13 protein-coding genes are annotated in these 15,164 nt (G+C 55.5%); 5 read left to right on the top strand and 8 right to left on the bottom strand.

Annotated features, from left to right (window positions below; genetic code table 11):
* Positions 1-13: 13 nt before the first annotated feature.
* A complete protein-coding gene (locus C4S72_RS15155; protein ID WP_104004007.1) occupies positions 14-1,381 on the bottom strand; it encodes a UbiD family decarboxylase in 1,368 nt (455 codons plus the stop codon).
* A gap of 271 nt (positions 1,382-1,652) precedes the next feature.
* Positions 1,653-2,507 carry a carboxylating nicotinate-nucleotide diphosphorylase gene (nadC, locus tag C4S72_RS15150; protein ID WP_104004006.1) on the bottom strand — a complete coding sequence of 285 codons (855 nt, stop codon included), beginning with the start codon at positions 2,505-2,507 and terminating at the stop codon, positions 1,653-1,655.
* Positions 2,508-2,640: 133 nt separating this feature from the next.
* Between nadC and C4S72_RS15145 the strand changes: the two genes are divergently transcribed.
* Genes C4S72_RS15145 through C4S72_RS15130 form a run of 4 tightly spaced genes read left to right on the top strand, consistent with a single transcriptional unit; the run spans position 2,641 to position 6,109 of the window.
* The gene (locus C4S72_RS15145; RefSeq protein ID WP_104004005.1) at positions 2,641-3,609 is read left to right on the top strand and encodes a PDR/VanB family oxidoreductase; all 969 of its coding nucleotides are present in this window, start codon (positions 2,641-2,643) and stop codon (positions 3,607-3,609) included.
* On the top strand, positions 3,606-4,808 hold the full coding sequence (locus C4S72_RS15140; protein ID WP_104004004.1) for a Gfo/Idh/MocA family protein: 1,203 nt from the start codon (positions 3,606-3,608) through the stop codon (positions 4,806-4,808). The genes C4S72_RS15145 and C4S72_RS15140 overlap by 4 nt, the downstream gene beginning before the upstream one ends.
* A gap of 4 nt (positions 4,809-4,812) precedes the next feature.
* Positions 4,813-5,328: a MarR family winged helix-turn-helix transcriptional regulator gene (locus C4S72_RS15135; RefSeq protein WP_104004003.1), complete on the top strand. Its 516-nt coding sequence runs from the start codon at positions 4,813-4,815 to the stop codon at positions 5,326-5,328.
* A gap of 37 nt (positions 5,329-5,365) precedes the next feature.
* The gene (locus C4S72_RS15130) at positions 5,366-6,109 is read left to right on the top strand and encodes a class II aldolase/adducin family protein (protein WP_104004002.1); all 744 of its coding nucleotides are present in this window, start codon (positions 5,366-5,368) and stop codon (positions 6,107-6,109) included.
* Between the two features lie 537 nt (positions 6,110-6,646).
* Here the strand turns inward: C4S72_RS15130 and C4S72_RS15125 are convergent.
* From C4S72_RS15125 to C4S72_RS15110, 4 genes are all read right to left on the bottom strand, one after another.
* Positions 6,647-8,557, bottom strand: coding sequence for a TRAP transporter permease (locus C4S72_RS15125; RefSeq protein WP_104004001.1), 1,911 nt, complete (start codon positions 8,555-8,557; stop codon positions 6,647-6,649).
* A gap of 34 nt (positions 8,558-8,591) precedes the next feature.
* Positions 8,592-9,590, bottom strand: a complete 999-nt coding sequence (locus C4S72_RS15120; protein WP_235009160.1) for a TAXI family TRAP transporter solute-binding subunit — start codon at positions 9,588-9,590, stop codon at positions 8,592-8,594.
* A 96-nt stretch (positions 9,591-9,686) separates the two neighbouring features.
* The gene (locus tag C4S72_RS15115; protein ID WP_104004000.1) at positions 9,687-10,679 is read right to left on the bottom strand and encodes a substrate-binding domain-containing protein; all 993 of its coding nucleotides are present in this window, start codon (positions 10,677-10,679) and stop codon (positions 9,687-9,689) included.
* Positions 10,680-10,697: 18 nt separating this feature from the next.
* Positions 10,698-12,026 (bottom strand): Rieske 2Fe-2S domain-containing protein, encoded by a 1,329-nt coding sequence (locus tag C4S72_RS15110; protein WP_104003999.1) that lies wholly within the window; start codon positions 12,024-12,026, stop codon positions 10,698-10,700.
* 332 nt (positions 12,027-12,358) lie between these two features.
* On the opposite strand from C4S72_RS15110, the gene C4S72_RS15105 reads away from it, so the two are divergent.
* On the top strand, positions 12,359-12,628 hold the full coding sequence (locus tag C4S72_RS15105) for a DUF2798 domain-containing protein (RefSeq protein ID WP_235009159.1): 270 nt from the start codon (positions 12,359-12,361) through the stop codon (positions 12,626-12,628).
* 188 nt (positions 12,629-12,816) lie between these two features.
* Here the strand turns inward: C4S72_RS15105 and C4S72_RS15100 are convergent, their stop codons facing one another.
* A complete protein-coding gene (locus C4S72_RS15100; protein ID WP_160115528.1) occupies positions 12,817-13,590 on the bottom strand; it encodes an NAD(P)-binding domain-containing protein in 774 nt (257 codons plus the stop codon).
* A 26-nt stretch (positions 13,591-13,616) separates the two neighbouring features.
* Positions 13,617-14,837 (bottom strand): nucleoside recognition domain-containing protein, encoded by a 1,221-nt coding sequence (locus C4S72_RS15095; RefSeq protein WP_235009158.1) that lies wholly within the window; start codon positions 14,835-14,837, stop codon positions 13,617-13,619.
* Between the last annotated feature and the right edge of the window lie 327 nt (positions 14,838-15,164).

Below are 15,164 nucleotides of genomic sequence, written 5' to 3'. Positions count from 1 at the left end.
GCGGTTGATCGAGTTACACGCCTTCGATCTGGTAATCGCTCAGCTCCACATCGACATTGGTGGCGCGTCTGAACTTGTCCGGTCGAGGCAGCGGTACCGTGGCATCTATACCCAGGCGGGTCCATTTATCTTCTTCCACCATCGGGTTTAAGCGGTGTCCGATGGCGTCAGGGATCACCAGCAGATCCTTTTCATAACAGCAGCGAGTTGCCACCGCCCAATCCACATCTTCCGATGAGTAAATATCCACATCGGTATCCACCACGGTGACGGCCTTTACAAAGGCGAGCGCCACGAAAGCCGCCATCATCGCATTGCGCTGGCTGCCTTCATGTTTCTTGTCGATCTGCACCACCAGGTGATAGGGGACGCTGCCGTCGGCGAAGTGTATCGCCGTGACTTCGGGCACCAGGGCATTGATTTTGGTGAAGGCTCCGGCACTGGCGCTCATCCCGTAGGCATTGCGGACCTCTTTGCCGGACAGGATGGAGTGGAATATGGGATTTTTTCGGCGCGTAATGGCAGTGGCTTCAAACACCCAACGGGGGGCCTGTTCGGCGTAGTAACCGGTCACCTCGGCATAGGGACCTTCGATCTCCCGGACCTCAGGCAGAATACGGCCCTCGATCACAAACTGTGCATTGGCAATCGCTTCAACCGCCACGGTCTGCGCTTCAATCAGTTCAACCGGTTCGCCGCGCATCTGTGAGGCGATGCCCAGCTCGTCCATATCGATGGGAGCGGCTGAAGCAGGAGCGGCGGCAGCGACGGTCAACGGAAGATCGATGCCATTGTTGACAGTGATCTCCAGCGCTTCGCCTTTCGCTTCTGCGCGCTTGTAGTAGTCCATCAAGTGTCCCAGCTCTTCCAGCAGCAGGGTAAGGCGATTCTTCCCGGTCACCATCATGCGGTGAATGGAGAGGTTACGAACACCGGTATCCGGGTCCTTGGCGATGACCACGCTTGATGTCAGGTAGGAGCCGCCGTCGCCCTCGGCATGATGAGGAATCGGCAGGGTGGAGAGGTCTACATCAAGCTCAATGACTTCATTGGCAGGCCCCTGCTTACGCACCACCGGCTCCATGGGAGATAGATGCCATTGCTTGATCTCGTTCTGCAAGACAAAGGGCAGCTGAGAATTGGTCGTGCCAAGAATGTCGGCGAGAATATGCCGGTTCCAGTACAAACCGATTAATACCGGATACTCGCTGCCTTTAACGCGCTCGAAAAGGATCGGCTTGGTGCCCTCGAGCTTTTTGGCGATCCCCGCCAGCTCCAGCTTCGGGTCTACTTCTGTCTTTACGCGAATTAAATTGTTGTTGGCTTCAAAAAAGGCCAGGTATTGGTTGATATCGGTGAGATTCCTCTCTCCCAGGTCCATTTGTAAATTCCTTATCTATCTTTGCGTTTGTAGCGGATATAGAAAACGATGCAGTGACCAGCCGTAGGCTAGTTGACCGGAACTCTTGAGTAGCAGCTAGTTTGGAGGATGCAGCTTTTATTAGATGCGAGCTTAACGGTCTCACAGGTCTGTTTCCAGGGATCAGTTGCTCGTATTTCTGTCTGCAGATCCAGGCCCGATTCGGTAAAGCTACCATCCGTGGTGATGGAAGGGAGGATGACGGAGACAGTATCTGGCTCCGCCTTTTGAGTCAGTCGATGACACTCAGTCTCATCGAGAGATCGATGGCGCTTACATCCTTGGTCAATGTGCCCATGGAGATAAAGTCGACGCCGGTCCTGGCGATCGCGATCAAAGTCTCGTTGTTGATACCGCCGGACGCTTCAATCTTGGCTCTGCCGCGACTTTTCTCAACGGCGGCTTGGGTATCCGACAAGGAAAAGTTATCGAGCATAATCACATCAGCGCCCGCATCCAGGGCCTGGTCAAGCTCTTCCAGGGTTTCGGTTTCCACTTCCACAAGTTTACCGGGAGCGGAACGGTGTGCGGCCTCTACGGCTTCAGCCAGTCCACCGCAGGCGGCAATATGATTTTCCTTGATCAGGAAAGCGTCGTAGAGACCCATACGATGATTTTGACCGCCGCCACATCTCACTGCGTATTTCTGCGCCAGGCGAAGCCCCGGGAGGGTTTTGCGTGTATCGAGAAGTTGCACCCCAGTGCCTTCCACCTGCTTAACGAACCAGCCGGTTCGCGTTGCGGTACCTGAAAGTAATTGCAGGAAATTGAGCACGGCCCGCTCTCCGGTCAGCAGTGAACGTGCTGGCCCTTGCAGAGTCACCAGCGTAGCGTTGGGCTGTACTTTATCTCCATCCGATACTGCCCACTCCAGCTGAACCGAAGGATCCAGCTGCCGGAATACTTCGTCGGCCCAGTCACGGCCACAGAACACCGCTTCCTGGCGGGTGATGATTCGTGCGTGGGCGTGACTGTCGGTGCCTATCAGAGCGGCATTTATGTCACCGCTGCCTACATCCTCGGCCAATGCCGCCACGACATTTTCGCTAGTGGCCGTTCTCAATTGAGCCGTATCGATGGGGTACATAGAACCTCTCTACTCTTATTTTTGGTGGATTGCAGCTGATTGCAGTTCGTAATTCCTGCTTGCAATGATCCTGTATTTTTCGCAGACTGGCAATAAACTTAGATATATAAGAATAATAGGAGGCTAGCATTCCATGGCCCATGCACCGCTTGATCTGTCTGTGACTCTCGTTAGCAAAGAAGCCGTAGCCGAAGGCATTTATCGTTTTGAATTTGCTCCGGCACCTGGCGTTGAACTCCCCCCCAGCGAAGCTGGCGCCCATATTAAGGTTCAGGTCCCCAGTGGCCAGGAGCGCCAATACTCGCTATGCCAGGGCTCCGGCGAAACTGATCGTTATGTGATCGTTGTTAAATACGAAGCCGAAGGAAAGGGCGGTTCGCGCAGTCTTGTAGATGAAAGCGCAGTTGGCGATACCTTTGCGATCTCGGCGCCGGTTAATGACTTCCCCCTGACCGGTAATCCTACCCGATACATCTTTGTCGCCGGTGGCATAGGTATAACGCCTCTATACGCGATGATTCAGGAACTGATCGAGGCCGCAGGCAAGCCCTGGAAGCTTTACTACCTCAGCCGTCATCCCGAACAAACCGCTTTTCTTGATGAGTTCGAGTTACCCGAATACCGCGGCAAGGTGGTCATTCATCACACCCACGGAGACCCCGAAAACCGGCTCGATCTCTGGCCGGTGCTGGAGCAGCCGAAAGGTGCTTATCTGTATTGCTGCGGTTCGCGCGGGTTGATGGAAGAGGTGCGTGATATGACCGGGCACTGGTCTCCGAGCAGCGTGCACTTCGAGGATTTCGGCTCTGCCGATGCGGCGCACCGCCCCGATGACGAGCCCTTCAGCGTCCGGATTCAGGGGAGCGATGAAATTGTAAGCGTGGGGGCGGGCCAGACCATGCTTGAAGCGCTCAATGAACATGGAGTCGATGTTCCTTACTCCTGCGAAAGCGGAACCTGCGGCACCTGTCGCTGTGATCTGTTGGAGGGGGAGGCTGACCATCGTGATCTTCTGCTCAGTGATGAAGAGCAAGAGCGTTATGTTATTCCCTGTGTGTCTCGTGCTCTGAGCAAAGAGCTGGTCATAGGTCTGCCCGAATGAACAGATCAGACCCATTGCGCCTGGGAGTTGCTGGGCTGGGACGCGGTTTTATGCTGCTGATGCCGACAATAGCGGCGCATTCCGGAGTAAAGCTGGTGGCCGCTGCAGATCCGAGAACCGAAGCTCTGGAGAGATTTGAGGCCGATTTCGGTGGCACCGGCTATTCAGACTTCGAGTCGCTATGCCAGAACCCTGAGGTTGAAGCCGTTTATATAGCCTCACCTCACGGCCTGCATCGTGAGCAGGTGGAGTGTGCGGCGCGCTATGGCAAGCATGTGCTGGTTGAAAAGCCGATGGCGCTTTCGCTATCTGATTGCCGGGCAATGATCGATGCGATGCAACAGGCGGGGTGTCGGTTGCTCGTTGGGCATAGCCACAGCTTTGATTCCCCTTATCTCCAAACCGCCAGAATGATCCGCTCGGGTGAATATGGCCGGGTAAAAATGATCAACGCTTTCAACTACACCGACTTTCTTTACCGGCCCCGTCGGCCTGAGGAATTGGATACAGCTCAGGGGGGCGGAGTGGTATACAGCCAGGCGGCTCACCAGGTTGATATCGTGCGTCTTTTGGGCGGCGGTGAAGTCACCCGGGTTATGGCGCAAACCGGTCAGTGGGATCCCAAGCGCCCTACCGAAGGCGCTTATTCCGCACTGCTGACTTTCGCGAATGGTTGTTTTGCCACCCTCACTTACAGCGGTTATGGCCATTTCGATAGCGATGAACTGAACGGCTGGAGCGGAGAGCTGGGGCAGCCTCGCGGGCCTTCGGAGTACGGCAAAGCTCGTGCTGCACTGCAAGCCGTGACCTCGTCTGAGGAGGAGGCTGCTTTGAAGAACCGGCGTGCCTATGGCCCCGACCTGGGGCTTTCAGACACTTCGCTTGAGGGGATCGCACATAACCACTTTGGTTGGATCATGGCCAGTTGCGAAGGGGCCGATCTGAAGCCAACCCCCGCCGGCATCGACGTTTATGGTCATACTGAACACCGTCTTGTACCCTTGGGAGCGCCTGATATTCCACGGCGGGAAGTTCTCGACGAACTGATCGCCGCAGTTCGTAACGATGTTCCCCCAATCCATTCCGGCGAGTGGGGGTTAGCAACCATGGAAGTGTGCTTCGCGCTGCTAGAGTCAGCGCGAACCGGTCAGGCGATCGACTTGTATCATCAGTGCCCGGTGAGGGCAGAAGGAGCCTGACTCTATGACAAAGCGTGACGTCCGTGAAACGGAAAGTGTTTTGCGGCATTGGCATCAGCAGGTGCCGGACGATCGTATGGCGCACCTGGTGCGCGACGCCAGTCGTCTTCTTGCCAAAAGCCTCCAGCGCAGGCTGGCCGAACATGGAGTCAGCTTTGGCCACTGGTCATTTCTGAGGATTCTCTGGGCTACTGAAGGCCTGTCTCAGAGAGAACTCAGTGATCAGGCGGGCGTGATGGAGCCTACAACCTTTACTGCGCTGAAAGCGATGGAGGCAAATGGCCTCATCGAGCGCAGACATCTAAACGGTAATCGTCGCAAGCAGCATATTTTCCTGACTGATAAGGGAAAGGAGCTCAAGGACGTGCTGACTCCGCTGGCTGAGGAGGTCAACCACATTGCGTTGGCGGGCGTATCTGAAGCCGAGAGTGAAGCGACCCGTAAGACACTGCTTACCATGATAGATAACCTGGCGGTCGACAATCAGTCATCCGAGTCGGAAGGTGAGCCCGACGGCTGAACGCGAGATCGCCTGCAAAGCCGGAGATCCAATAATAATGAAAACCCAACCGAAGTTGCTCAGTAGCCTGCTCGATGACCTGGTCGATGCGAATCTTATCCTGTTTAACCAGGGGGTCGTGGATGCCTTTGGGCATGTGAGCGTGCGTAATCCGGAAAACCCGGACCACTATTTTCTCTCGCGAAATATGGCACCAGGTCTGGTGACTCGTGAAGATATTATCGAATTCGACTTAGACGGCAACGTGGTCGATGGCGATACCCGGAAAGTCTACCTGGAGCGCTATATACATGGGGAGATTTACCGCGCCAGGCCAGATGTCATGGCGGTGGTGCATAGCCATTCACCATCCGTAGTGCCGTTCAGCGCCGTAAAGTCGAGCCCGCTTCGCCCCATGTGTCATATGAGTGGCTTCATCGGCAATCATGTCCCGAATTTCGAGATTCGTGATGTGGCCGGTGATGCGACAGATCTGCTGATTACCAACCAGAAGCTGGGCGCCGCGCTATCCGATACACTTGCTGATAACACCGTAGTCTTGATGCGGGGCCATGGTTCCACCGTTGTGGCGCCAACGCTGAAGCAGGCGGTGTATCGTGCGGTATATGTTGAAGTGAATGCGAAGCTACAGGCCGAAGCCAGTCGCCTCGGTCCCATTGAATTCCTGACCGACGGCGAAACCCAGACGACCCAGAAGACCATTGAAGGTCAGGTCGAGCGCCCCTGGCAGCTCTGGAGAATGAATGCCCGCAAGGCGCAGTTAAGCTGGCAGGAAAGCTAGCGCAAAAAAAAGCGTTTTGCCTGCAGGAGCGGCTCCGTAATGGAGCCGCTCCTTTTTATTTCAGCCTCTTTTAGATAGCGAGCAGGTCGGTCCATTCTCCGCTTTCACCTCCAGGGCAGGCCGCCACTATCGCTAAACGCGCCTGCTCGCGTCCTCCAATTTTACTGCCCATTCTTTTGTTACCTCTCCTTTGCTGCCTGTTCTGTCGCTGCGGTCCGTGTCGTCTGATGATCCCTATGAGCCCTGCTTTTTTACTGGGCGTCGACTTCGAAAGAGGCTGGGGACTCTCTGTTTTATGGAGGGTGAGCAGATGGGGGAGCTGCTGTTGAGTTTGAGGATCAGGTTGGAGGCTTGATGGGGAGGCTGGTCTTCGTTTTCCAGCCGGCAGGATGATATTTGGCGAAGTAACGTAGAGTGCTATGACGTTCTGCTCGAACGAAAAAAAAGCCGGTGCGATCTTGGCGTCGTACCGGCTAAAAGGGTCTTACAGGGCCAACTAGGTTTTTCGAAAAGCTAAACTTTTCCTATTCGCTTCATTCAGCTAGATAGCTTCATTCGAAATCGAAGGTGAGGCGTCATCAGCATCGAAACGATGAACAGAATTACACCCGCAACGATGGCCGCCGTACTCGGGAAGATAAACAGCAGGCCGGAAACACCGAAGCCGATCCGGGCCTGGGTGGTCAGGCTGTCTTTCCAGAACCCCTCAATCCCGATGCTGAGCAGAATGACCCCGATGCCGGCGGTGATGCAGGCGGTAGAGATATCAATCCAGCTACCGTTCAACAGCAATCCGTCCCCGTACATAAAGGCAAAGGGCACGATAAACGCTGTGATCGCCAGGCGCACAGCACCCACTGCGATACTTAAAGGTTTGGCATCAGCGATCGCTGCGGCTGCAAAGGCTGCTACGGCAACAGGAGGAGTCATCGCAGAGAGGACGGCGAAGTAAAGAATGAACATATTGGTCTGCATCAGGCTGAAATCCAGTGAGTTCAGCGTTGGTCCGACCAGCACGGCTGCCAGGATAAAGGCGGAGGGCGTTGGCATACCCATACCGAGAATGATCGCCAGCATCGCCGAAATCACCAGAACCAGAATGGTACTGTTGCCGGACAGCAGGAATACCAGGTCGGCAAACTTGCCGCCGAGACCCGTCATCGAAATCCCGCCGATTACAAGGCCCGCCGCCGCACAGGCAGCGACCACTGCTACCATTCTCAATGTTGTCTCACCCAGTGCATCCCACACATCGCGGACGCTCATCCTTGTGGAAGGTTTTACCGCCGAGACGATGAGTACTACCAGCGTGGCGATCGCAGCCACGTAGGTGGGCGAGTAGCCTAGAATCAGCGCAACAGAGAGAGCTACCAGCGGGATAATAAAGAGCCCGCCATTGCTTAGTGTTGTGCGCATTTTCGGAATCTCGTCAGCGTTCAAGCCGCCAAGGCCCATCTTGCGGGAGCGCAGATGTATCTGGGTGTATACGCAGAGGTAGTAGAGCAGGGCTGGAACGATGCCGGCGATGGCGATATCGCGGTAATCGATCCCGGTGTACTCGGCCATGATAAAGGCTGCCGAGCCCATCACCGGCGGAAGCAGGCTGCCTCCTGTCGATGCGGCTACTTCAACACTGCCGGAGAGTGGCTTGCTGTAACCGAGCCTCTGCATGATCGGAATGGTAATCGAACCGGTAGTGACCACATCCGAGGTGGGGCTGCCGGACATGGTGCCGTACAGGCCGGAAGAGATTACCGAGATCTTCGCGGGGCCGCCGACCTTACGTCCGGCCAGTGAGGATGCGAAGTTGTAGAAAAAGTCGGCACCTCCCGCACGAGAAAGAAAGGTGCCGAACAAAACAAACAGGAAGGCGTAGGTTGCCGCTACCCGCAGAGGTACACCGAACAGACCGTCGGTGGTGAACATCATGATGTCGAGAAAGTGGTTGTAGCTGACTTCCCGGAAGCCAAGTCCCGCAGGCAGGCTGTGGCCAAACAGGTTGTACAGCACGAAGACAGAAACCACGCTGGTGAGGCCCACACCGACCGTGCGGCGTGTGGCTTCAATGGTTAATGCCAGAAGTACAGATGCAGCGACCAGGTCTGGCGTTTCCAGTGGGAACAGCAGCGTGATGCGCTCGGCTATACGACCGCTTTCAACAAAGAAGTAGATGCCGACGACGATACTGGCTACGGAAAATAACCAGTCCATTGCACTTGGGCGGTCTAGCCGGCCATTGGGACCGGCGGTGTACATCAGGAACAGTAGCGCGAGAATGGCGGACAAAAACACGACTGTCATGACGAACAGGTCGATGTAGACGACCGTGGTGGTATAGATAACAGCGATAGCAATCAGTGCAGCACAAGTTTTAACGGTTGTGCCGAGTTTGCCTGTTAACTTTCTTCTGGTTCCCGTTTCAACCAGTGAACTCAGCAGTTGGCGCATAGTCACTCACCCCTAATTGTCTGAAGAGCAGGCCTTATTTCAGGCCGGCTTCGGTCAGGTAGCGCAGAGCTCCCTTGTGGTAAGGAACAGCTTCAACCGACGCCATTACCTCAGGGGTAAGCGCGGCCATGGCCGGGTGCACTCCTGCGAGGGTCTGGTAGTTCTCAAACAGGGCTTTGGTCAGGTTGTAAGCGGTCTGCTCATCCATATCGGCGCGCACCGCCAGGGCTGCGCCCAGTGATACGGTGTTAACCTCGGCTGGTGACCATTCATAGGTCTCGGCGGGGATGGTGAAGGCGATCGTACCGCTATTGGTATTCACGGTGTCGATGGTGCTCTGGGCAAGCGGAAGCAGCGTCAGTTCGACGCTATTGCCGGCCTGCATGATGGAGCTGTGGCGAACAAACAGTGAGTTCAGAATCATGTCGGCGCGACGGTCCTGGATCAGGCTCATCTGCTCATCGGAGGCCGCGTAAATCAGCTCGCCGCCCCAGCTTTTGATATCGTCAGCCGTTACGCCGATCGCCTTAAACATCTCTTCAGCGACGCTGGATGCGATGTTGCCGCGACGGTTTATCGCCACCACGATGGGCGGTTTAACTTCTGCGATATCTTCAAAAGACTCGATGCCATACTCTTCGGCAAAGCTGTTGCGCATGAGTGCCTGCATAGGCGCCCAGGTATACATGTATGAGAGTACGCTCAGGGAGGTGATTGGCTCGCGGAAGGGAGCGCTGCCAGATTCTGCCAGCAACATCTCAGCATCGTGGATAAGCGCCATATCGGCCTGGTCACGATCCAGTACCCCTACGTTCGCGATACCACCACCAGAGGTTTGGTAGGTGATGGTAGAACCAGGGTAGGCTTTTTTGACGCTGGCATCGATGCCGGCACCCAGAAGACTCCAGAGGCCTCCCGGTGAAGCGCCGGCTACGGTCATGTTGTATGACTCGGCGCGTGCCTGAGATGCGATGGCCAGGGTGCTCACGGCTGCAAGTACAATCAGCCAATGCTTGATTGTTTTAATCATCATAGAACCTCTTGTTTTTGTTGTTGGTTTTTCTAGTTGTATTGTTGGGGGTATACCCTAGGGTTCCGGGTGTCCGACCTCGCGCCGGACCCCGTTTATTCAAATCTTGAAACTCTCCATACTGGCCGGATGAAATAGTTCCTCTGGCTTCACCAGACGGCTGGAAAGGCCTTCCCTGTGGTGTTGGCTTAAAAAGCGTTCCAGCGTTGTTCGGTTGGCATCGAATCCGTAAGACCAGAAATCCTCGCCCATCAGCTGACGGGCTGCTCTGAGCTGATCTTCAACGAAGGGCAGGGTTACTTTGGTTGCCGATGTGTCCGATAAACGTGTGAGGGCCGCAGCCTTGGATTGTTCAAAAGCCTTGTACACCGCAAAAGGTAACCAGGGGTGTTGCTCAACCAGGGTCTTGCGGATACCCAACAGGTGCATGATCGGGAATAAGCCGGTGCGTTGATACCAGGCCTTGGCTTCGGCCATGGGGTCCTGGAACAGATAGCCGACATTGGGATGCCCGTTGCTGAAGCAGCTCGGTGCACGTGGGCCGATAACAGCATCCAGATCGCCATTCGCCAGCATGTTGGAGAGAGTTTCGCCTTCTGGGGCGTTAATCACTTCTACGCCATCAGCCAGATTAAGCGTGATCTTCTCGACCCGACCGGCTTCTTCGTAGCCGCCGCGAACCCAGACCATCTCATTCGGTTTTACGCCGTAATCCTCCTCCAGGAACATGCGCACCCACACATTCGCAGTCAGCTGATATTCGGGAACGCCGATCCGTTTGCCGCGAAGGTCCTCGGGGCTGTCTATGCCACGGTCTGTACGGATATAGATAGATGTGTGGCGAAAGGCCCGGGACGGGAATACCGGCACACCGACATAAGGGCAATCGTTGTTTGCCGTTTTAACGGTATAACTGCTCATCGACAGTTCGGTGATATCAAAGTCCGCATGCCTGAAGGCGCGGAAGAAGATCTCTTCCGGGTCGTGTAGCATGAAGACGGGATCGACACCGTCAATTTGTACGTCGCCATCCACCAGGGGGCGCATGCGGTCGTAGTTGCCGACCGCCACAGACAGATTCAATTTACTCATCGTCAAGGGCTCGCTAGGTCAAGAGGCTACGACTTCTGGTTCTTCGACTTCCGCCTTCGGCTCGGCGAGCGGCTCTTCACCTGGAGCACGACCCAGATTACGCCACTGCGTATCCTTTGGCACTATACCCTCAAACGACTTCAGCTCACTGTGCCGGATACGTGGTTCAGTGGTGCCTATAACAGCGCCACCCTCAGCGACCAATTTTGCAGCGCGTACCATCTGACGACGGAACTGCACAATCGCCAGATCGCTGGCGCCGAGACGATCTTCTGAACGGTCCGCGATAGCACCCATGGTTTCCCACATGGCGATATCCTGGTTAGGGATACCCCTGATACCGGTGAAGCTTTCGCCGGTTTTCATGATGATACGGTCCTGGCCGTAATCATTGGCATAGGTGTTAAAACGGTTGAACGACTGATCGAGATCGATGCCGACCTGCAGCGCCAGGAATTTACGCCAGCTTTCTGTATCAGGTGTGGTGCTCTTGTCGCCCCAGGCAATGAAGTGGAAGGCGGTGTGAGTATCGTCGATCGGTATGTGAAGTATGGCTATGTTGTAGCGGTTGTTTGGAGGAATCTGAACCGTAAACGGTGCGATAAACAGCGTGGTACGCACATAATCGTGGGTCTTGGCATCTTTGATCGGGCGGCGGATCGCTGCGTAGCGGAAGCCGAAAGGGGTTTCCTCAACCTGCATGCGTGGAGCGCGATCGGTGGATGGTCTGTACCAGAGCTGGTCGTCTGCCTCGGCCTGGGTTTTACGGGCAGGCACCATGTCGGTGGAGTGGAGCGTAGAGGAGTGTGCCGAGTCGATCGCGCCCTCCAGAATCTGCGCCCAGTTGCAGTCTATCTTGGTTTTTGCGATCGAGATCTTGGTATCCGGTGAGGGCTGGAATACAGGGGGATCGAATTCAGGAATGTTCTCCTGGTCACCCATGTAGACCCAGATAAAGCCGGCGGCCTCATGTGTTTTGTAAGCCTTGACCTTTACCTTCTCAGAGAGGGATGAGCCGTCAGGTTCAGAAGGCATTTCCAGCACGTTACCTTCCACGTCCACTTTCCAGCCATGATAGAGGCAGCGCAGGCCGCACTCTTCATTACGTCCCAGCGCCATGGAGGCCTTGCGGTGCGGGCACTTTTCATCGACAACGCCGACGCGGCCGTCGCTGTCGCGAAATGCAACCAGGTCCTCGCCGAGTAAACGCACACGCACAGGCTTTCCGTCGACCTCAGCAACCTCTTCGCTCAAGCAAGCAGGCAACCAGTGGCTGCGCATGATCTTACCCATGGGCGCATCGCCTTCTACGCGACACAACAGTTCATTGTCCTGGTGGGATAGCATCGATATCTCCTGTTTCTGTTCTTATTTTTCGGAGCTCATCAGAGCTCTTTTGCTTCGACTTCGTTCTGCACGGTAGAGCAGATTGAAATAAAATTAGATATCTAATGTTTTTAGAGGCTAGGGTAGTGATTGATCTGCGTCAAGAAAAAAATGATCAGTTCTTGAACGCTAGAGAAGGGGGTGAGCTGCACTCTGGAGTGCCGGAAGTTATTTTGTTATCTTAGATATCTAAGTTTATTTTGGTGCCGATTAGGTGCCAACTTTTAGCGGGCCTTGTGAAGAGTGGAAGAGATCAGAGGCCTGGGACGCAGGCGCAAAACGAGAAAACTTATATGAAATTGAAACAGCGAATCGTCTTCACCTTCATGATGTCATTCGTGTTGTCATCGACGATGTCTGGATGGGTTACGTTTTTGAATATCAGCCTGAATGATCAGTTCATGGCGCACTGGCTGAAGGCGTTTCTGCTGTGCTGGCCTGCAGCCGCCGTCATAGCGTTTACCTGCACGCCAACGATTCACCGGCTTAGTGGTCAGGTGGTTGATCGGATTGAAAAAAGTGCTGGAAAATATAGTGCCGGAGCAGAGGGAGAGTGCAGTTAAGCAGGCTTTAGCAAAGGGCCAGGTCACGCCGAGGTTTATGGAAAATCATGCTGGCAGAGTGCGCCACTTATATCGCTTACTTCGATGCTTACGCGCTGGGCGAAGGGCTAAGCCTCTCTGGTGAATCTGAGGGCTGCATGAGGATAGACGCGCAGGCCGAGCAATAGGGTACAGTTACCTGACCGTGTCTACTTTCCGCTCTCGCGAAGCGCTTTTTGAATCACCTCACAGGCCTCTTTCCAGGGTTCCATCGCCTTCTTTTCCCGCAGCAGGTCCAGCCCCGTTTTGGTAAAGGTGCCCTCGGTCGCTATAGATGTACTGATCTCGCTTAAAGTAATCTCCGGCCGTGCGGAGGCGAGAGCGGTGGCGCCGCTGACCTGCTGGGTGACCAGCGCACGGGCCTGCTCTGGGCTCAGGCCCTGGTTGGCGAACCAGCCGCTGAGCTGGTCGAGGAAATCGTAGATCCAGCCGTTCATGCAGGCGGCGGTGGAGGCGAGCTCAAACTTGGCTTCATCCTCAAAGACGATCAGTTCGCCGAGCTTGGAAAGCAGCGAGCTGGCGCTATCGTTACAGGGATAGAGCGGCACGGCGCCGACGCCAAACTCGGCACAGGCGAGCGGCAGGGTGCGTACAACCAGTGCTGGCGCAGTACGAGGCTTGAGTTGGGCCAGCGACACACCGGCCGCGCAGGAGATCAGCAGCTGATTGGGTCTGAAGTTCAATGGTTTGAGCAGTGATTCGAGCTGCGCCGGGCGTACTGCGATCAGCAGGGTATCGCAACGGTCGACCAGCGTTTGGTTATCGGTGACGATTTCACAGTCGTGTTGAACCTGCAGCCGCTCGGCGGTTTCTTTTCCCCGAGGGGATAGCAGGATGTGGCGTTTGTCCCCGGCGTTACGCAGGCCGGCAACTACATAGCTGGCCAGGTGGCCGACGCCGAGAATGCCGAGGGTGTCACTCATGCAAAACCTCATTCATGGGTGGTGTTTTATGCGAAAAACCACATGCCGATAATAATGGCGGTGGTGATCCCTACCGCATCACAGAGCAGGCCTGCCCAGAGCGCATAACGCATACGGGTGATGCCGACCACGCCGAAATAAACCGTCAGTACATAGAAGGTGGTTTCGGTGGAACCCTGCATGATCGCCGCTAGCCGACCGGCCAGGGAGTCAACGCCGTGAGCGTTGATTGTCTCCAGCATCATTGCCCGCGAGCCGCTGCCGCTGAACGGTTTCATAAAGGCCACCGGCAGGGCATCGACAAAAGCGGTGGTGATGCCCATGGCCGCCAGCAGGCTGCCGATGCCTTGAAGCAGCAGTTCCAGCGCGCCGCTGGCGCGGAACATACCGATCGCCACCAGCATGGCGACGAGATAGGGGATCAGCATTACTGCGGTTTCAAACCCGGATTTGGCGCCTGCGACAAATTCATCGTAAACCCGCACCTTACGAATCAGGCCGGTGAGAATAAACAGGGCTATAACGCCGAGCAGAAGGCCGCTGGCGATGGTCGATGACACCTGGGAAAGCTGGTCCACCGGCAACTGACCGAGCCAGTAAACGAAGCTGGCCACGACGGCGACAAATGCCGCCAGGGAGCCCAGAATCACCCGATCCATGCGGATCTTCTGAATCGCCATTACCGCCAGCAGGCCGGCCAGGGTAGAGGCGGTGGTCGCCAGCAGAATCGGTACGAACACATCGGTAGGGCTCGCGGCACCAGCCTGGGCACGGTACATAAAGATCGTCACCGGCAGCAGAGTCACCGATGAGGTATTTAATACAAGGAATAGAATCTGGGCATTACTGGCGGTGTTGCTGAGAGGATTAAGCTGCTGCAGCGCCTGCATGGCGCGGATGCCAAGTGGCGTAGCGGCGTTATCCAGGCCCAGCATGTTGGCAGCCAGGTTCATGGTGATCGCCCCCTGCGCCGGGTGACCGGGTGGCACCTCAGGCATCAGCCGGGAGAAAAGGGGAGCAAGAGCGCGGCTTAGTTTTTCAACCAGCCCGGCCTTTTCGGCGATTCGGAACAAGCCGGACCAGAGCGTCAGCAGCCCCACCAGTCCGATGGCTATATCCACCGACAGCTTCGCCATGTCGAAACCGCTGTCGACCAGTTTCTGCAACACTTCGGCATCGCCGCCTATCCAGCGTGCCGCAGCCACCAGGATGCTGATCAGCATCAGGCCCGCCCAAACCTGGTTCAATTCCCTATACCTCCGCGCTCAGGCCAAAGTCGTTGTGCTTTGAGCATAACAGATCCTGCTCGCTCGTCAGGTGGACTTGGGTAATGCGCCTCACTGAATGCGGACCTCATTTGACACTATTGAGACCTTTATATGGTTAGACGCGACTAATCCTGACCAGTTAGACGAAAAATATTGTGTATCTATTGACCAACGATTTTGCCTGAAGTAACTTTGCCGCCGCTGGCTAAGACCCCAGGTAATAAGTGGTTTTTACGGCCCAGGTAGCCTGTGTCAGCTTGCTTTGCAGCCTCTGATGGAGCAGATGCTTAGTGCTGGTTGCCGTAC

It is taken from the genome of Marinobacterium lutimaris, assembly GCF_900108065.1.
Taxonomy (GTDB): domain Bacteria; phylum Pseudomonadota; class Gammaproteobacteria; order Pseudomonadales; family Balneatricaceae; genus Marinobacterium_D; species Marinobacterium_D lutimaris.
Note: the sequence above shows the minus strand (reverse complement) of the source record. Positions and strands in the feature narration are given on the sequence as shown.